Below are 15,967 nucleotides of genomic sequence, written 5' to 3' on the forward strand. Positions count from 1 at the left end.
TGTGCTGTGTAGGGCAGTTATCGGATCGGGCAGGCGCCGCTCGCGCAGTCCTCGTCGGTCGAGTCCTCGACCCGATAGGACTCGTACTCGTCGAACTCCTCGCGGGTGATCCGCTCGTACGGAGCCTGCGGCCTGGTCCCGTCGACCATGACCGTCGTCCCCTTCAGATGGGGAAGCCACCTCTCGATCACGTCGGCCGTGTCGTCCAGGTCCAGGCCCTCGGGCACGTTCGCGGTGAAGCTCACCGCGTTGTCCGCGTACTCGGCCTGGTACATCGCCTGGAAGGCGAGCATGTCGTCGAGGCTCAGCTCGTCGGCCGACTCCACCAGGCCCGCCGGGTAGCCGCGCGCCTCGACCTCGGCGACGAGCTTGTCCAGTGTCGGGAACTCGACGACCATTGTGTTCCCGCTGGGGTCGTAGACGCACGGCTCGACCTTGCACCCCTCGAACTCGAAGGCGGCGACCTTGGCGGCCTGGTCCGGGTCAGCCATCGAGAATCGCACGCGCCGCAGGAAGGTCCGGGCATAGACGGGGTGGATGCCTTCCGTGACGCCCGGCATCTTCGCAACCGTGCCGGTGGGGGCGACCGTGGTCACCTTGACCGGCTCCGGTATCCGCAGCTCGAAGGCGTAGTCGCGGGCGGCCTGGCGGACGGTCCTCTTCAGGCGTCCAAGGAGGAGCCGGAAGCGGGTGTGTGCCGGCGCTTCGCTGTAGCGGATGCCCTGCTTGGCGAGGAAGCCTTGCACGCCCAGGTGGCCGACGCCGATCCGGCGCTGTGCGGCCAGGCGCTCGGCCTGCTCGGCGTCGTTCACGTCGCCGTACGTCGCGCGGACAAGGAAGCGGGCCATCAGCTCGTGCGCCCTCTTCAGGCCCGTCTCGTCGTACGCCTCGTGGCCGTCGAGTACGAAAGCGTCGAGGTTGATGTGCCCGAGATTGCAGTTCTCCCAGGGCATGAGCGCGATCTCGCCGCAGGGATTCGTGGCAACGACCTCGCCCGGCTCGCCGACGTTCGAGGCGGTCGAGTTCCAGTAGCCGGGCTCGCCGTTCTTCAGCATCCCCTCGACCACCTTGCGGTGCACCATGTAGGCGAACTCGTTCCCGCCGGGGCCGAAGTCGTCGTGCTTCTCGCCGGTCAGGTAGTCGATGAAGTCCTGGTCGATCTCGACGCTGATGTTCGTGGTCCAGTGCTTCGAGGGGTCCTGCTTGCAGGCGAGGAACTCCCCGATGTGCGGGTCGTCCCATGCGCAGATCGCCATACGGGCCGAGCGCCGGTTCCCGCCCGAGACCACGCATTCCGCGATGGCGTGGTCGATCTCCATGGCCTCGGTCGGGGTGATGTACGGCTCGACCGCCCACTCGCCCACCTCGTCGGCGGCATTGGACAGGACGCGGCCGATCTCCTGCATCATGCGGGCGAACGGGGCCGGGCCCGAGGCGACGCCGCCGAAGGTCTTCAGGCGGGCGCCCTTCCCGCGCACGCGCGACACGTCGTACACGCGGTCGCGGTGCTTCACCTCGTCGTCGGTCATGAAGGTGTCGATCAGGTCGACGAGCGCGGCGGCCCAGCCCTCGCGGGAGTCCTCGACTTCGAAGGCTCCGGCCCAGTCCGAGTCGTAGTCCGCAGACAGGACGCCGGCAGACTTCATGTCCTCGAAGTCGGGGTGGCTGGGGTCGCACACGATGTGCAGGGTCAGGGGTCGGCGAGGTGCGCCGTACGGCTTAAGGAAGCGGGTCGAGTAGTTGGCCCCGACGCCTCCCCCTTCCATGAGCCTCATGAACGTGAACTCGAAGTGGCGGCTGAGCTTCTCGCCCCACCCGCTGACATGGCAGTTGAAGAGGTACTGCCTCCCCTTCACGCCGCTCGCCCACAGGTGGCGGCCAGCGGGCAGCACGGCGAAGCGGTCCATCAGCTCGACCAGCTCGTCATGCTCGGCCCGCACACCTTCGCTCCAGCCCTCGGCTGGGCCGTAGACGAGCGAGAGGTTGCCGGCGGCGACGCGACGGACGGTCTCGGGCCACGTCTCGCGGGAGCCGTCCGCCTTCGTGCGGCTGTAGGTGCGCTCGTACACGGTCTGGCCAGTGGGACCGAACGGAACTGCGGTGGTGATGAGGTTCTCCTTCTGGTGGGCGGTGGTCAGCAGCTCGGCCACGGTCAGACCGGCTTGTTCAACATGACGGACAGCACCTTGATCAATCGCTTCAGAGTTCCGGCGCTGTAGGCCGCGAGGTCGGACAGGACCCTGATCTGTGCCGCCGTCTCCTCGCCGGTTGGCGCAGGCAGGGCCAGATAGGCGAGGCTCAGGTCGATCCGCTCGTCGAGGTAATCGATCGCGAACGTGGCCTCTGCGTGCAGGCCGTCGAGGGCCAACTCGTCCTGGTGCTGGGAGACTTCGCCTTCGGTGTAGGGCCGGGCGATGACAGTGCCGTCCGCTCGGCGTTCGTAGTAGGTCAGGCTCGCGTCGTCCCAGAACTCGTAGTCCTCCGGGCTCATGCCAGCGGGCGGTTCCACAGTCGGCTCCTCGGGCAGGGGCTCGCTCAAGCTGCGGTCTCCAATTCGTCGTAACTGTCGATGTAGTCAGTGCCGTTGAGGTGGGCGGCGAGCTTGCCGACGCCACGCTCAAGGCGGTAGCGGATGGCCCGGTCGGTGACCGCCTCGCGGGCCGCGATCCGCTGGTCCTCCCAGTCGAGGGCGAAGCGCATGAACAGCGCCCGCCGCTCGCCCAGGGAGAGGGGGGCCGTCTTCCAGCCGCGCCGGACGTCGGCGAGGTGGGCGAACAAGGTCCCCGCGGCCTTCTTGTCGACGGTCCCCTTCGGCATGTCCGCGTCCGGGGCTGTGGGGTTGCGGATGCCGTAGGCGGCTTCCACGTCCCATACGGCCGGAAGCAGGTGTTCGACGAGGCGTCGTTCGTACCCGCTCACACACGCCCCTTCTCGGCCGCGTCGCAGGCCGCCTCGTAGGAGGTGTGGCGGATGCGGCGCCGGGCCTCGGTCTTCACGCGGTCGACGAGATCGAGGACCAGGCGGTGATAGAGGACGCCGAGCCCGAGGTTCGGGTCGGCCAGGCACTCGTTCACCATCGCGGGCTTGGTCGCCAGGATGATCAACGCCTCTTGCCGGGCGTCCTCGTACTCCATCGTCAGCGTGTCCTCGTAGCCGTCCGCGATGCGGCGAGCGGCCCGGCCCGCGAGGGCCGCCACCTCGGGCAGGTCCAGGACCCGCCAGTCGGGGGCCGTCACCGGATCACTTCCTTGACCGGTACGGCGCCGTCCTTCGTGACCATGGCCAGCAGGCCGGGCGCCCCGCGCGTGCCCTTCAGATGCCGCCACCAAGTCGACTCGGACTCCATGGCGGGGACCTGGATGAACGTCCTCGGGCCGTCCGTGTCGATGAACTCGTGGTGCAGGTGACCGGCGAGAAGCAGGTCAGCGGTGTGCATCGCGCTCGTCTTGTCGAACGCCTGGCCCCGCCACCACTCGAAGTGCTTGCCCGGCCGCCACTGATGGCCGTGGGCGTGGGCGACGACCGTTCCCGAGCACTCGACGACGACGGTCAGTTCGTCCGTGTTGGGGACGTACACCTCGACGTGCGCGTACTCCTCGCCTGCCAGGGCCAGGGCCTCGCCGACAGAGATCAGGGCGTCGGTGTCGTGGCTGTCGTCGTAGCGGGTGACGCCCTTGCCGTTCACGCGGACGGCTTCGCCGTGGTTGCCGGGCACCGCGACGACCGTCAGCCGGGCCACCAGCGGGGCCAGGCGGAGGATCGCGTACGTCATGAGGCGACGGGTCAAGCGGATCTGCTCGGTGAGCGTGAGCTGTGTCCGGGCCACGTTCGAGCCGCCTTGCGAGACGAAGCCTTCGATGTGGTCGCCGAGCCAGGCGAGGTGGACGTGCTCGATCTTGTACCGCCACCGGTACTGAGACAGCAGCTCGGCGGCCTTGTCGATGCAGTCCATCGCGCGGTGCAGGGTGCCTTCGTAGCCGTCGCCGTCGACCTTGCCGAACTGCATGTCGCCGAGGGCGATTACGTACGTCCACTCGCCGTCTTCGGGCTCCGCCGAGCGGGGCGCCGGGGTGTGCTCCTCGAAAACACGAAGCAGTTCGTCGACATTGGGTCGATCGAGAACCGCCGGCACCTTGCGGCGGCCGAAGGAGAAGCGGGCGGAGACGCCCGGCTCGCCGTTCGGCATGGTCCACTCGCTCGACCGGAAGCCGGTGATCTCCCACTCGGCGGGGTCAAGGTGGTGCGCGCGGAGTACGTCGGCCGCCGTGGACTCGGGGTCGATTCCCTCCGGGCCTCGGACGGTCACCTCGGCCGCGTCGCCCGACACCTCTATCTGACGGGTGAAGTCCTTCTCGGGGTCGACCTGGCGGCCGGGAACGGCCGGGGCGGACGGTGTACGGAGAAGGTCGTTCAGCAGCTCGGAGCGGTCCAAAGTTTACATCCCATCCCGGAGAGAGCGGCGGTACGTGCGGATCGTGGAAGCGGACACGGTGTGCCCGTGCTTGCGGAGGACGAGGGCCAGGCGCTCGGCAGACGAGCCGATGTCGAGGAGTCGCAGGACGACGGTCTCCCGTACGTCTGGCTCCAGTTCCTCGTAGATGCGCTTCAACGTGGGGCCGGGGCTGCCCGGCAGGGCCTCGCTCACTCGCCTTCCCTGTCGATCTGCTCGACGGCCGCGAGTGCGAGCGAGGCCAGCCGGACGAGGCCCTCGCGGATGTCTTCGGCTGTGCGCCCGCCGAACGCGGAGAAGGCGACCTGTACGGCCAGGCCGTCAACACCGTAGGTCCCGGCGTCCTGGCGGGCCTCGTTGATCGCGTCCCAGTCCTCGGCCCGCTTGCGGTAGCTCTCGGCTCCGCGCGAGGGAAGGTGGCCGCCGACCAGAGCGGAGGGGAGGTCACCCACCTTGCGGGCCGCCGCGCCGACCTCGGCGAGGACGGCTGCGAACGGATCGGGCTTTCGTGCCGGCGCCTTGCGGGGGGTGGTCTTCTTGATGGTCGTCTCGGTCACTGGCTGTCCTCCTTGATCAGGTCGAGAAGCGCCTGAGCGCCTCCCTGCATGTAGGTGTCGGTCACGTCTCCGTCCCGCAGCCGTACGCCCTTGGCGGACCGCAGGGACCGGCAGATACGGGCCGTGAACTCCGCGCCCGCGTCGTCGGGATCACCCCAGACCCGTACGCGGTTGAAGCCCGCGAGCATTCGCCTGTGCCTGCCCTGCCAGAGGGAGGCGCCGGGGATGGCGACTGCGTGAAGGCCGATCTTCCGCAGGATGATCCGGTCGAGTTCGCCCTCGGTCACGTCGATGGTGTCCCCGGCCTGATGCACGTCGGCGATGCCGAACATGCGGGGCGGATCGTCCTTGATCGTGTTGTACTTCCCGTGGAAGTGGGCCCTGTGGTCGTGGTCTTCCAGGCAGCGGAAGCGGACCGTCAGAGGGGCGCCGTTGCGGTCGAGGTACGGGATCGCGAGCATTCCGCGGAAGCGCTCATGGCCGGGGAACGGGTGGTCACCGACGACGCCAAGCCGGTGTGTAGCCGCCTCCTCGCGACCGATTCCCCGGTCGAGGAGATACCGCGCGACGCCCGGCGTAAGAGCTGCCTGATACGCGCTCGTCGCCTCTTCCAGCATCTCGCGTTGCGAAGGCGAGAGAGGCTGCAAGGGCTCGTGCTCCGACAAAGTCAGTGCCTTCCTTTTCCATGATCAGAGTGAATGAGTCGCCGCCCTTGCCGCAGGAGTGGCACTTCCAGAGCTGCCGGTCGGTGTTCCAGGAGAAGGACGGGGTGTCGTCCTCGTGCAGCGGGCAGTGCGTCATGCCGGTTGCCCGCTGCGAGTTGAAGTCGATGTCGTAGTGCTCGAAGACCGCTTCGAGGGTGGGCTTCTCCTCGCCGTCCTCGTGGTCGCTGTCGATCCGGCTGAACCTCACGGCACCCGCCTGCCGACGAACCACCCCTTGCGGTCGTCGTAGCCGAGGGACTCCAGCCCGGCCGCACCTGCCGTCTCCGCGTCGAAGTGCCCCAGCTCCTCGACCAGGCGCTCGTACTCGGCGGCCTCTTCGTAAGTCGTGGCGTTCACTCGGCATCGCCCAGGCCGAAGTACGCCTCGACCGTGGTCAGGACGAAAGCCTGCCGCCAGTTCTTTCCCCGGCGCTTGACGACGACGATCGACTCCACGCGGTCCGGGCTGATACCGCGATGCTTCGCGAAGTTCAGGCGCTCACGCGCGGCCTCGTCGAGGAACGGGCCCGGCTCGAACTTCGCGTTCTTCGCTTCGATGATCGTGAAGAGGCCGTCGTCCTCACGTATGGCGAGGTCGCCCTCGTCCTCCGCGCCGGTCAGCCGCAGCCGCTCGACATCCTCGCCGACAGACCGGAGGCCCGTCATGAGGTCGATCTCCCAGTCGGCGCCCCGGCGCTTGTTCGCTCGGTTGCGCTTGGCGATCGGGTCCAAACTTTACACCTACCTCTACTTGATCAGGGCGTCTGTGGGAGACCAGGGCTTCGCGGGCGTGGCCGCCGGCACCGCGCGTTCGAGCTTCGAGAAGCGCGTCACTTCGGGGTGACAACGCATCGACGCATACCGCCTGGCCGTGGGATCGCAGGGCCCCATGCGCTGTTTGATCACGGCGACCCGGTACTCGTGCGAGGTCGGGTCCAGAGCCACGGACAGAGACAGCTCGGGCTTCTCGGAGAGGCCGCCCTTCACCTGGTCGCGGGACGGCGGGGCCCACGGGTCGGACTTCGCCTCCCAGCTCTTGTCGCTCGCGTGATGCAGGACGATCACGGTCGCGCCGGTCGCGCGGGCCAGTTCGGTAAGGCCGCTCATCACGGCCATCTGCTCGGTGTAGTCACTCTCCGCCGAGTCGAAGTCCATCAGGTTGTCGAAGACGAAGACCTGCGGGTAGGCGTCCCACAGCTCGATGAACGCCTCCAGCTCCTCGTCGATGTTCTTCCAGGTGATCGGCGAGCCGAAGGCGAAGGTGATGTTTGATCCCGCCAGGGCGGACAGGTACTCCTGGCGGTGCCGTCCGCCCGCAGCCATACCGGCCTCGACCATTTCCGTGGTGTCCCCGGTCGCCATCGACGCGAGGCGGGACGACGCGGTGAAGGCCGACATGTCCGCGCTGAAGTACAGCGTCGGCAGGTTCATCATCGCGGCCCAGTACAGGGCGAAGCCGGACTTCTGGGTTCCCGACCGGCCAGCGATCATGATGACCTCGCCGTGACGCGGGCGGCACCCCATGCCGTACAGGGCATCGAACGCCTCGACGCGAGGCAGTTCCTTGCCCGACTCGGCGTGCAGCGCCAGCGACCTAGCGGGGGTCAGCACTGAGCGGCTCCTCTCTGTGGACGACGCGGCGGATTCCCGCCGAGCGGATCAGGGTCATGCAGGCCGGGCACGGCTTGCGGGTGACGTACAAGGTCGAGCCGCGCAGCTCGGCCGGGTTGGCGTGGTGAATGGCGTTGGCCTCGGCATGGACGGCCGCGCAGTTCGAGTAGTCCGAATCGCGGGCGCACTCATCGACCGTGAGCCGCCCGCGCGGGCAGTTCGCGGCTGTCGCGCAGCCGGGCAGTCCCGCCGGCAGGCCGTTGTAGCCGACGCTCAGTACGCGGTTCGTGCGGGACAGGAGCACGGCCCCGACTTGCGCTCGCGTGCAGTCGGCACGCGTTGCGACGGTCTCGGCGATGCTCATGGCCCAGCAGTCCCAGTCGGGACGGGGCACGGGTCCTCCAGACCCGCGAGGCGGGGGCCAGCCAGGCGACCGGCCCCCAGCTCCTCGCGTGTGTCAGTCGTCGAAGGACGGGGCCTCGGCGACGGCGGCCTGAACGGCGGCCTCGCGGGCCTTCGCGTACTCGATGACGGCCTGGCGGACACTGGCGTCGTTCACCGGACGCCAGACCCAGGCAGGGTGGGCGCCCGGCCGCTTCGGCGGCACCTGGTCCAGCTTGACGATCGTCGCGTTGCCGACGACCTTCTCCAGGTCGCGGGCGAGAAGGGTCTGCTCGATGCGCATTCCCTTGTTGATCTCGGGCGAGTGGGCGGCCAGCGCCTCGGCGCTCTTGAAGACCGTCACATCGCAGAGCGCGGAGTCCTTCGGGCCGTTCGGGGTGGGGCGCTGCGCCTCGTACGAGTTGACCTCGATCAGGAACGCCACCGCGTCCTTCACATCAGCGGGCTTGAACCAGCCGCCGCCAGCGGTGGGGATCTCGACGAAGTTCAGGGTCACTCGGTTTCTCCTTCGGTGTGGGTGTCGTTGCGGTAGTAGGGGGTCGGCTCGGAAAGGCGCGGGGTGATGACGGAGCCCAGCGCGGAGACGACCAGGACGAGGGCGAGGATCACGGCAGGCACGGGCGTCACCCGTTCTTCAGGGCCCGGCCGCGGGCCTTGTAGGCAGCCATCACGGCGGTGTCGGAGAACATCGCCTGGTTCGCCGCCCAGAGCTTCTGGAGGTCGGCGATGCTGGTCTGCTTCTCGATCTCGCCGAGAATCCAGGCGGACGCGTTGCCGGTCGGCTGCTCAGGCTGGGCAGACGCAGCCGCCCACGGGTCGTCCGCCTGGGGCTGCGAGGGAGTCTCGGAGATGATCCGAGCGTCGAGGATCGAGGCGACGTTGCCCTTGCCGTGAGCGAGGTTCGTCGCATTCACGACGAGGTCACTCAGCGAGAGGCCGGTCTCATCTTTACACTCGAACCCGAAGTAGTCGCAGATCAGCTCGCGGACCTGCCTCACGGAGCCACGGAACACCGCCCAGGTGTCCTCGTAGCCCTTGCCGTACTTGATGGTGACGCCGATCGTGCCGTCCGCGTAGGACGTCACGAGTTCCGCCTGATCTGCCTTCACTCTCTCTCCCTCTCTCTGGGTCCAAACTTAACACGCGGGCCGAAGTTATGCAGCATCCGCTTGCGTGACGCCCCTCACCCACGGGCGCATCGCGCCCTTCATGCTGCGGGTCGCGCGCACGTCGAGCGCCAGGCACGCAGCGGCCCAACCGATCTCCAGGTCGACCCAGTGAAGCGTGCACTCGCCCGAGCCCGCCGGCAGGTTGATCACGATGCCCCACTTCTGGGACACCCCCGATAGAGGGGTGTACGCCCCCGCGGCCTCTGCCGCCGGGACCTCCCTCTTCTTCCAGGCCGCGAATGCCTTCTTGTCGGCCGGGTCCACGGGGAAGCGGGTGTAGTCGTAGAACTCGCCGCGCGAGTAGACGGCAAGCTGCATCGCCATCTTCAGCTTCCCGTACTCCACGGAACCCGTCTTCAGGTCGCCGATGAACAGGCCCTCAACGTGCTCGCCGTCCGGGTCGGGCCCGGAGTATTCGAGGAGCCGGTCGAACGTGCCGCCCGTCCGCAGGTCAGGCACGGCGACGAACTTCTCCACGGCCCTGACCTCGAAGTCGATCGTCTCCGTCAGGTAGGCGGTCATGTCGCGCTGATCCCGCGCGGAGGTGCCGGCGGGAAGTGGCTGTCCTGCATCGACGTACTCGGAGAGCTTGTGCAGGTGGGTGCCCTTCTCCCGCTTCACGTTGGCCCCGGAGATGTCCTGAGCCTGTTCGGCGAGCTGGTCGAGCCTGCGCTTTCCCTCGGGCTCCTCGGGGTCGAGCTGCCTCACCACGTCGAGCAGATCGGGACGCTTCGCGGCGCCGACCAGGGTCATGCGCGACTTCCACGTGGAGATCGCGCTCTTGTCTTCGAGGCAGTCGATGAACGTCGTCGTGCGGGTCAGGGCAATCGGTCTGCCTCCCTGCTTCGGGATGACGAGCGGACGGTCCCAGCCGTCGCGCGGGACGGTCAACTCGGGCGTCAGGTCTATGAACTTCAAGCGATGGCCTCCAGGTCTTCGTCAGTCTCGAAGGGGTCTTCAGGTGCGATGGGGACCAGCCACAGGCGGACCGATCCGTCGTCGAGAACCTCGGGCTCGCACTCGTCCTCGTCCAGCGCCTCAAGGCCGAGGAGGTGGACGAGGCCCAGGCCCTTGCGCATGAGCGCGGGGGGAGTGTCGGGCCGGACGATCAGGGCCCGGTCCCAAGTGGCGTTGTCGCCGACCAGCTCCATACCAGGCGGTAGGTTAATCTTGCTACCCGCAAGGACCCACCGACCGATGCTGTCCTCGCCGAGGGCGTAGAGATCAGGCAGGCTCGCCTCGTGAGGAACGTCTTCCTTGTCGCGCACGAACAGGCACTTCGTGTCGAAGCCCTCGTGCCAGTACGAGTCCTCGCCCCCAGTGCGCTCTATCCAAGTCAGCGGCATTAAGGACCCCCCTGCGTGTAAACATTGAACCTTGCTAGGGCCTTTCTACGTGGCCCTTTATGCGGTGTCAACTGCTCGTGTCCGGCACCTCACCCACGGACACACCCCAAGCGGACGCCTGGCGTCCACATGACGTTCACACTATCCAGGCGCAGGTCAGGGACCTATACGACTTCAGGATGAGAAAACCCCCCGCTGGTCTCAGACGGGGGGTGGATTCGAACGGGAATCGAACAAGGGGAGACTAGTCACGCGCCTGGTTGCCGGTCTTCAGCTTCGGCTGACGGATCAGGTCGGTGTCGGTGTCCTCGCGCGGGATGTAGAAGAACCCCTCCTCGGTCTCCTCGTCGTAGTGCACAACGAGGCCGTCATCCTTGAGGGTCTGCTTCCAGTTCGCGAGACGCCGCTCGTCCCGCTCGTTGAGTTCGCGCCCGGCCCTTAGTCGCGCCTCGGCGCGCAGCATGATCGCCGGGTAGAGGTGCCTGTGCTCAGCCTTGATCTTCCAAGGGAGCAGGTCATCGGCTCGGAGGTTGCGCCGGTCGAGGCCCTTCCGTCGGCGGAACGCAGCCCACATGGGGATCGTCGTCTCGATCCCGTACTTGTCGATGTAGGTCTGCTGCATCCACTCGTACGTACGGCCCTCTTCGAACCAGCGGATAACTTCCTGTTCATTTTGGATCTTCCTCGGCGGCATGTCTCCCCCATCTGTGATGGTCGCCTCAATCTCGTCGGTGAGTACAACCCTGTAGCTGACGAGGTAAAGGTTGACCTACGACGGATGATCATGTCAAGCTGTGACCGGACACAGAGTTGGTCCAAAACTAAACAGGCGACCCCGGCGGTGCTACCAACACCCCGGGGTCCGGCATCAGGAGCGGTAACTCCCAATGCAGATCCATCGTACCCGGCACGCCGGGAACTTCACGGTGGTGCCAAACGGCATCGCCCAGAACCGTCGGCTGTCCTTCACGGCCCGCGGCCTGCTCGAATACCTGATCAGCCTCCCCAGCGGGGCGAAGGAAGACGCGCGCACCCTCGCCGACAACAACCCCGGCGTCGGCCGCAAGGGCATCTCGGACGCGCTCGACGAGCTGATCCGCGAGCGCTACTACTTCCGCGTCACCAACCGTGACGACCAGGGCCGCATCCGCACCGAGACCTACGTCTTCGACACGCCGCAGGACAGCTTCTCTCCGCTTCCCGCCTCTCCGGGAACCGGTGCAGCGGGCGCCACGGATGCGGGAACGTCCCCTTCGGGGGAAAGGAACTCCTCTAAGGACGGGGGAAAGATCCCTCCCTTCCCTCCGCAGGACAGCGACGCCCCGACCGGGGCTGAGCAGAGGGAGGGCACCAGCGAGAAGCGGGACAAGCAGACCGCCGAGGCCGCCCGCATCCTGCGCCGCTTCGCCGCCATCGACAGCCGCCTGAAGCTGTCCGAGCGACACGTCGCCAAGCTCGCCCCCTCCGTCGCTGACTGGCTCGACCGTGGCGCCACCATCGGCGAGATCACCGACGCCGTGACCCAGGGCCTTCCCTCGAAGGTCTACTCCGCCGCGCGCCTGATCGCCGACCGCCTCGACCGCAAGCGCCCCGAGCGCAAGCGGCAGTGGAAGACGTACACCGACTGCCCCGAGGGCTGCGGAAACCTCCTGCCCGCAGGCCAGGACGCCGGCATCTGCAACGAGTGCGCCCTCGGCACCGCCGCGTACTTCGAGATCGACTGCGAAACGGGCGAGATCGCTGACGCCCCGGAGTCCCCCGCGCTCCCCGAGCCCGGCCCCCTCGCACCCCAGGGCCTCGCCGCCTTCCGCGCTGCCCGCGCGGCCATGGCCCAGTAACCCCTTCCCTCACCCGCACCACCTCGAAAGGCACACCCATGTCTACGCCTGCCCGTATGCCCCGGTACGCCTACGTCGTCGGCGGCCTGGTGCTCGCCGTCGCCCTCGCGATGTCCGCCCCCGGCGAGTACCAGCTCGCCCGCACGGCCGGATGGAACGAGTGGGTCGCCGCCGGTATGCCGGTCTGCATGTCCGTGTACGCCGTCGTCGCGGTCTGGTTCACCGAGAGCAGGGCCAAGGGAGAGAAGGGCCGGGGCAGCGCCATAGCGGGAGCCGTGGGTGCGCTGGGCATGACCCTTGCCGGTCAGGTCGTCGCGCACTGGATCTCCGCCGGATACATGACCTCCTCGAAGGAGCTGGTCGCCGCCGTCTCCGCCGTCCCCGCCATTGTCGCCGGACACGTCGCCCACATGGTCATCCGCGCCGCCAAGCATGTGCCGGCGGAGGCCGCGCAGGTCGTCGAGGACCAGGACCAGGACGCCGAGCCCGTTCAGCCGACCCTCGACGGCACCGAGCCGCCGGTCGACGAGGTGGCCAAGGCTCGCGCCCGTCGCCGTCCCGGTCGCCCGGCTCCCAGCCTCGACGAGATCAAGGAGGCCGCGAAGACCCTGCTCGCAGATGGCGAGGAGATCAACGGTCCGAACCTGGCCAAGGTCATGGGTCGTGACCGCCGGACCGGCAGCCGCTACCTGAAGCGACTCCAGTCCGCCTGACAACTACAACCCGCACCCGCTCATGGGGGACAATCTGTACAGCGAGAGTCCCCCATGGGCGAGGAAGCGGAGAGATGGACGTAACGATCACCGTGCGCGTGTGTGACAAGTGCAAGAGGCAGGATCGACCCGCAACTCGCTACAGCCTCACGGCCGACGAGAGCAAGCCCGTGACCCGCGACCTGTGCGACGAGGACGCGGCCCCCGTGCTCGCTGTCTTCGACCTGGCCGTGGTCGAGAACAGCGAGCCTGAGCCTGCCGAGCCGAAGCCCCCTACGCAGAGGCGGGCGCCCGCCAAGAAGGCTGCCGAGAAGAGGACGACGCCTCGCAGGCGCGGCCGGACTCCGGTCAAGACCCTCGAAGAGATCGAGGCGGACAAGCAGGCCGCAGCCGCGAAGTCCTGAGACGCAGAAAGGCGCCCCCCTGCCGACCCGTGAGGGCCAACAGGGGGGCGCAGTGCTACTCGCCGTCGCTGGGCTCGACCACGCCGAGGGCAGTGGCGATCTGGACGATGACGGCGACCTCGGGCTTGTCGGCGTAGACGATGGCGGCGACGCTCACCATCACGCCCAGGGCCGCGATGACGGCCCCGGCGCGCGAGCGGTAGCGGACGGGCATGACGGACAGGAGAAGGGACGCAGGGCGTCGGTGCTTGCTCATCGGCGGCCCGCCTGCTTCTGGAGCGCGAGGAAGCCCTTCGGCCCGATCTTCGGGTCGTGCAGGCCGCTGCGGTACGCCGGGTTACGGTCGTGGAAGCGGGCCACGGCGCGCTGAGTCTCCGGGCCGTAGAAGTCGGTGTACGCGCCCTTGATGGGGCCGTACCCCGCCTTGACGAGGAGCTGCTGAAGCTCGCGCACCTGCTTGTGCGTAGCGCCGGGCTTCACTGCCGGGTTGAGGGCGACGATGTTCGAAGCGGGCTTCGGAGTGGGCTTCGGTGCCGGCGGCTTCGGCTTCTCGGGGTCGGCAACCTTCGGTGCAGGCATGCCCGCCTCCACCCACTCGTACAGGTGCTTGCCGGGGCAGGCGGTCGCGAAGCCGTCCTTGTGACCCTTCTTGGTCAGGGTCCGGCCGGTCTTCTTGCACGCCTCGTCGTACAGCGCACGCGCAGCCGCGAGGGCCTTGTCGCTCGGCTTCTGGTCCCCGCCGATGGCGATCTGAACGCCGATACCGGAGACGTTGTGCTCAGGGCAGTGCGCGCCCTGAAGGGTCCAGCCGCGGCCTTCGTAGATCGTGCCGTCCTGGTCAACGACGAAGTTGTAGCCGACCCCGGCCCAGCCCTGGGCCAGGTGCGAGCGCTCGATCGCCTGCGGGACCTTGACCCCGGTGTAGTTGATCGGGTTACCGCCGTCGTAGTGGATGAAGAACTCGGTCCGCTTGGACAGTGGGACGTCGGCCGGGTCGCCGTTCCAGGGCTTCGCGCCCCAGCTCTTACGGGAGACGATCGAGACAGACAAGGGACATACCTCCGGGCATGACAAAGGCCCCGCACCAGGCGGGGCCGCAGGGACGTAAGGGGGCAGCCGTCAGCGCGGGACAGCTGTGGAGATGTGGGTGTCGAGACGCTCGGCGACGGCCAGGCGCTCGCTGCGTTCGTGGGACAGCTCGGCGCGCAACTCGCGGATGTCCCGGCTGTGTTCGGCCTGTCCCGCGAGGACCTGATCGAGTCCCGAGATCACGCGGTCGAGGTCGTCTCGCAGGTTCGTGCTGTGGGTGTTGGAGACCTGTTCGCGGGCCTCTTGCGCGTGTTCGCGCACTTCGTTGAGGGCTGTCCCCTGGCGTCGGACCAGCTCGACGAGGACGCCCACCAGGGCCACGGTGACCATGCCGCCGGCAGAGACAGCCGCGACCTGAACGCTCGGGTCAAGGCTCATCGGGACATGTCCCTTACGAGCTGCTCCAGACGCTCGATGCGCTCGGCCTGGTCCTGCACGACGGACAGGAGGGCCACGCCGAGAAGGTCGTAGCGCAGGGCGTCGATGCGTCCCTCTTCGTCGTAGGTGACGATCTCGGGAAGCGTCTCGGCGACCTCTTCAGCGATCAGGCCGAACTCGTCCCGCAGGTATTCGCCGCCGTCTTCCTTCGGCCGCCGGTCATAGACGCGGGGACGCAGGGACAGAACTGCATCGGGGTCGATGTCGATGTCCCGGATGTTCTGCTTGAAACGGCGGGACGAGGTGTTCCGCGCGAAGGTGCCGTCACCCTGCACCCACACCGCGTAGTACGTCCCCGAGCCGGACACGGAGTCGGCGTGCACGCGCTTCGTGCCGTTGGACCAGGCGATCGTGTCCCCGGACTCCAGGTAGGACGAGTGCGTGTGGGACGACGGCGTGAACGTGGTCGGCTTCGAGGTGATGCTCGACCACGTGTGGGAGTGCGTCGAGGGGGCGAAGGTCGAGGGGACACCGGTCAGGTCCGACCAGGCGTGACCGTGCGCGGTCGGGTCGAAAGTCGTCGGCTTGCCCGTGACCTGCGTCCAGTCGTGCGTGTGCGCGGCCGGGGGCAAGGACGTGGGCCGGTCGGTGATGTCCGCCCACAGGTGACTGTGTGTGGACGGCGCGAAGGTGGCGGGCTTGCCGGTCAGCGTCGCCCAGCTCACGTTGCCGATGAGAGGTGTCCACGCCGTGTCATTCCAGAACTCGAAGGCGCTCGTGTCGGCGTTGTAGCCGATCTGTCCCAGGCGCGGGGATGTGGGGCGAGTGTTGGTGTTCCACACCAGGATGCGCGTCCCGACGAAGGGGCGGGTTCTGGTGATGTCCCCGGACGTGATGGAGGTGACGTTCGCGTTCACCGTGACCTGGGCGAGAGCGATTTCGTAGATGCCCGTGTCCGTCTGGGTCAGAGCCGGGGGAGTCGTCGAGCCCGCGGTGCCCTGCTTCACCGCGATGACGATGCTGTTCAACGCGGGGTCCAGTCGCAGGATCACCCGATCGACCCGGATGGAAGTGCTGGCGGCCGGAATGGTCGCGACCTCGGTCGCGGTGGACTGCACCATGTGCCCGCGCACGAACGCCAGTCCGGAGGAGACGTTGAGGTTCATGCCGGTGCCGGCGGTGACCGTGAAGCCGGACCCGCCGAAGCTCGCCACGATCCCCGACTCCTGGAACTCGCGGAACATCTGGCTGAACTGCGTCTCGGTGACGGCCTGAGCGTCAAAGGGGTAGGAGGTTATAGCCAAAGG

26 protein-coding genes are annotated in these 15,967 nt (G+C 67.7%); 3 read left to right on the plus strand and 23 right to left on the minus strand.

Features of this window, described 5'->3' with window-relative positions; all coding sequences use genetic code 11:
• Positions 1-17 precede the first annotated feature (17 nt).
• The 19 genes from nrdJ to ACWD4G_RS03705 all read right to left on the minus strand — a co-directional run bounded on the left by nrdJ (position 18) and on the right by ACWD4G_RS03705 (position 10,932).
• A complete protein-coding gene (nrdJ, locus tag ACWD4G_RS03615) occupies positions 18-2,150 on the minus strand; it encodes a ribonucleoside-triphosphate reductase, adenosylcobalamin-dependent (RefSeq protein WP_451290531.1) in 2,133 nt (710 codons plus the stop codon).
• A 2-nt stretch (positions 2,151-2,152) separates the two neighbouring features.
• The gene (locus tag ACWD4G_RS03620) at positions 2,153-2,509 is read right to left on the minus strand and encodes a hypothetical protein (protein ID WP_451290532.1); all 357 of its coding nucleotides are present in this window, start codon (positions 2,507-2,509) and stop codon (positions 2,153-2,155) included.
• Between the two features lie 26 nt (positions 2,510-2,535).
• Positions 2,536-2,919: a hypothetical protein gene (locus tag ACWD4G_RS03625; protein WP_451290534.1), complete on the minus strand. Its 384-nt coding sequence runs from the start codon at positions 2,917-2,919 to the stop codon at positions 2,536-2,538.
• Positions 2,916-3,236: a hypothetical protein gene (locus ACWD4G_RS03630; protein ID WP_451290535.1), complete on the minus strand. Its 321-nt coding sequence runs from the start codon at positions 3,234-3,236 to the stop codon at positions 2,916-2,918. Before ACWD4G_RS03630 ends, ACWD4G_RS03625 begins: the two co-directional genes overlap by 4 nt.
• Complete coding sequence (locus ACWD4G_RS03635; RefSeq protein WP_451290536.1) at positions 3,233-4,432, minus strand: hypothetical protein; 1,200 nt, start codon at positions 4,430-4,432, stop codon at positions 3,233-3,235. The genes ACWD4G_RS03630 and ACWD4G_RS03635 overlap by 4 nt, the downstream gene beginning before the upstream one ends.
• 3 nt (positions 4,433-4,435) lie before the next feature.
• The gene (locus ACWD4G_RS03640; RefSeq protein ID WP_451290537.1) at positions 4,436-4,645 is read right to left on the minus strand and encodes a hypothetical protein; all 210 of its coding nucleotides are present in this window, start codon (positions 4,643-4,645) and stop codon (positions 4,436-4,438) included.
• On the minus strand, positions 4,642-5,007 hold the full coding sequence (locus ACWD4G_RS03645; protein WP_451290538.1) for a hypothetical protein: 366 nt from the start codon (positions 5,005-5,007) through the stop codon (positions 4,642-4,644). The genes ACWD4G_RS03640 and ACWD4G_RS03645 overlap by 4 nt, the downstream gene beginning before the upstream one ends.
• Positions 5,004-5,468 (minus strand): hypothetical protein, encoded by a 465-nt coding sequence (locus tag ACWD4G_RS03650; protein WP_451290539.1) that lies wholly within the window; start codon positions 5,466-5,468, stop codon positions 5,004-5,006. Before ACWD4G_RS03650 ends, ACWD4G_RS03645 begins: the two co-directional genes overlap by 4 nt.
• Before the next feature lie 34 nt (positions 5,469-5,502).
• A complete protein-coding gene (locus ACWD4G_RS03655) occupies positions 5,503-5,919 on the minus strand; it encodes a CHC2 zinc finger domain-containing protein (RefSeq protein ID WP_451290541.1) in 417 nt (138 codons plus the stop codon).
• The gene (locus tag ACWD4G_RS03660) at positions 5,916-6,068 is read right to left on the minus strand and encodes a hypothetical protein (protein WP_451290542.1); all 153 of its coding nucleotides are present in this window, start codon (positions 6,066-6,068) and stop codon (positions 5,916-5,918) included. The genes ACWD4G_RS03655 and ACWD4G_RS03660 overlap by 4 nt, the downstream gene beginning before the upstream one ends.
• Entirely contained in the window at positions 6,065-6,442 is a 378-nt protein-coding gene (locus ACWD4G_RS03665) for a hypothetical protein (RefSeq protein WP_451290543.1), read from the minus strand. The genes ACWD4G_RS03660 and ACWD4G_RS03665 overlap by 4 nt, the downstream gene beginning before the upstream one ends.
• Before the next feature lie 15 nt (positions 6,443-6,457).
• Complete coding sequence (locus ACWD4G_RS03670; RefSeq protein WP_451290544.1) at positions 6,458-7,321, minus strand: AAA family ATPase; 864 nt, start codon at positions 7,319-7,321, stop codon at positions 6,458-6,460.
• Entirely contained in the window at positions 7,305-7,715 is a 411-nt protein-coding gene (locus ACWD4G_RS03675; protein ID WP_451290545.1) for a deoxycytidylate deaminase, read from the minus strand. The genes ACWD4G_RS03670 and ACWD4G_RS03675 overlap by 17 nt, the downstream gene beginning before the upstream one ends.
• Before the next feature lie 63 nt (positions 7,716-7,778).
• On the minus strand, positions 7,779-8,219 hold the full coding sequence (locus tag ACWD4G_RS03680) for a hypothetical protein (RefSeq protein ID WP_451290546.1): 441 nt from the start codon (positions 8,217-8,219) through the stop codon (positions 7,779-7,781).
• Positions 8,216-8,341: a hypothetical protein gene (locus ACWD4G_RS03685; protein ID WP_451290547.1), complete on the minus strand. Its 126-nt coding sequence runs from the start codon at positions 8,339-8,341 to the stop codon at positions 8,216-8,218. The genes ACWD4G_RS03680 and ACWD4G_RS03685 overlap by 4 nt, the downstream gene beginning before the upstream one ends.
• Positions 8,342-8,346: 5 nt before the next feature.
• Positions 8,347-8,832 carry a hypothetical protein gene (locus ACWD4G_RS03690; protein ID WP_451290548.1) on the minus strand — a complete coding sequence of 162 codons (486 nt, stop codon included), beginning with the start codon at positions 8,830-8,832 and terminating at the stop codon, positions 8,347-8,349.
• Between the two features lie 45 nt (positions 8,833-8,877).
• Positions 8,878-9,810, minus strand: a complete 933-nt coding sequence (locus tag ACWD4G_RS03695; RefSeq protein ID WP_451290549.1) for a hypothetical protein — start codon at positions 9,808-9,810, stop codon at positions 8,878-8,880.
• Positions 9,807-10,238 (minus strand): hypothetical protein, encoded by a 432-nt coding sequence (locus ACWD4G_RS03700; RefSeq protein WP_451290550.1) that lies wholly within the window; start codon positions 10,236-10,238, stop codon positions 9,807-9,809. Before ACWD4G_RS03700 ends, ACWD4G_RS03695 begins: the two co-directional genes overlap by 4 nt.
• A 244-nt stretch (positions 10,239-10,482) precedes the next feature.
• Entirely contained in the window at positions 10,483-10,932 is a 450-nt protein-coding gene (locus tag ACWD4G_RS03705) for a hypothetical protein (RefSeq protein ID WP_451290551.1), read from the minus strand.
• A gap of 193 nt (positions 10,933-11,125) precedes the next feature.
• Here ACWD4G_RS03705 and ACWD4G_RS03710 point away from each other — a divergent pair, with 193 nt between their 5' ends.
• The 3 genes from ACWD4G_RS03710 to ACWD4G_RS03720 all read left to right on the plus strand — a co-directional run bounded on the left by ACWD4G_RS03710 (position 11,126) and on the right by ACWD4G_RS03720 (position 13,193).
• Entirely contained in the window at positions 11,126-12,076 is a 951-nt protein-coding gene (locus ACWD4G_RS03710; protein WP_451290552.1) for a hypothetical protein, read from the plus strand.
• 38 nt (positions 12,077-12,114) lie between these two features.
• On the plus strand, positions 12,115-12,789 hold the full coding sequence (locus ACWD4G_RS03715) for a hypothetical protein (protein WP_451290553.1): 675 nt from the start codon (positions 12,115-12,117) through the stop codon (positions 12,787-12,789).
• Positions 12,790-12,863: 74 nt separating this feature from the next.
• Entirely contained in the window at positions 12,864-13,193 is a 330-nt protein-coding gene (locus tag ACWD4G_RS03720; protein ID WP_451290554.1) for a hypothetical protein, read from the plus strand.
• Positions 13,194-13,248: 55 nt separating this feature from the next.
• Here ACWD4G_RS03720 and ACWD4G_RS03725 read toward each other — a convergent pair whose 3' ends face one another.
• The 4 genes from ACWD4G_RS03725 to ACWD4G_RS03740 form a co-directional block, all read right to left on the minus strand.
• Positions 13,249-13,449, minus strand: a complete 201-nt coding sequence (locus tag ACWD4G_RS03725; protein WP_451290555.1) for a DUF7439 family protein — start codon at positions 13,447-13,449, stop codon at positions 13,249-13,251.
• The gene (locus ACWD4G_RS03730) at positions 13,446-14,243 is read right to left on the minus strand and encodes a peptidoglycan recognition protein family protein (protein WP_451290556.1); all 798 of its coding nucleotides are present in this window, start codon (positions 14,241-14,243) and stop codon (positions 13,446-13,448) included. The genes ACWD4G_RS03725 and ACWD4G_RS03730 overlap by 4 nt, the downstream gene beginning before the upstream one ends.
• A 69-nt stretch (positions 14,244-14,312) precedes the next feature.
• A complete protein-coding gene (locus tag ACWD4G_RS03735) occupies positions 14,313-14,660 on the minus strand; it encodes a DUF2746 domain-containing protein (protein WP_451290557.1) in 348 nt (115 codons plus the stop codon).
• Positions 14,657-15,964, minus strand: a complete 1,308-nt coding sequence (locus tag ACWD4G_RS03740; protein ID WP_451290558.1) for a tail fiber domain-containing protein — start codon at positions 15,962-15,964, stop codon at positions 14,657-14,659. Before ACWD4G_RS03740 ends, ACWD4G_RS03735 begins: the two co-directional genes overlap by 4 nt.
• Positions 15,965-15,967: the final 3 nt, after the last annotated feature.

The organism is Streptomyces sp. NPDC002643, from assembly GCF_053592555.1.

Excerpts from the sequence above, each read along its gene's own strand:
- ACWD4G_RS03650 (WP_451290539.1), bottom strand. The coding sequence starts at position 5,468 with ATGCTCGCGATCCCGTACCTCGACCGCAACGGCGCCCCTCTGACGGTC.
- ACWD4G_RS03700 (WP_451290550.1), bottom strand. The coding sequence starts at position 10,238 with ATGCCGCTGACTTGGATAGAGCGCACTGGGGGCGAGGACTCGTACTGG.
- ACWD4G_RS03705 (WP_451290551.1), bottom strand. The coding sequence starts at position 10,932 with ATGCCGCCGAGGAAGATCCAAAATGAACAGGAAGTTATCCGCTGGTTC.
- ACWD4G_RS03710 (WP_451290552.1), top strand. The coding sequence starts at position 11,126 with ATGCAGATCCATCGTACCCGGCACGCCGGGAACTTCACGGTGGTGCCA.
- ACWD4G_RS03715 (WP_451290553.1), top strand. The coding sequence starts at position 12,115 with ATGTCTACGCCTGCCCGTATGCCCCGGTACGCCTACGTCGTCGGCGGC.
- ACWD4G_RS03720 (WP_451290554.1), top strand. The coding sequence starts at position 12,864 with ATGGACGTAACGATCACCGTGCGCGTGTGTGACAAGTGCAAGAGGCAG.
- ACWD4G_RS03725 (WP_451290555.1), bottom strand. The coding sequence starts at position 13,449 with ATGAGCAAGCACCGACGCCCTGCGTCCCTTCTCCTGTCCGTCATGCCC.
- ACWD4G_RS03735 (WP_451290557.1), bottom strand. The coding sequence starts at position 14,660 with ATGAGCCTTGACCCGAGCGTTCAGGTCGCGGCTGTCTCTGCCGGCGGC.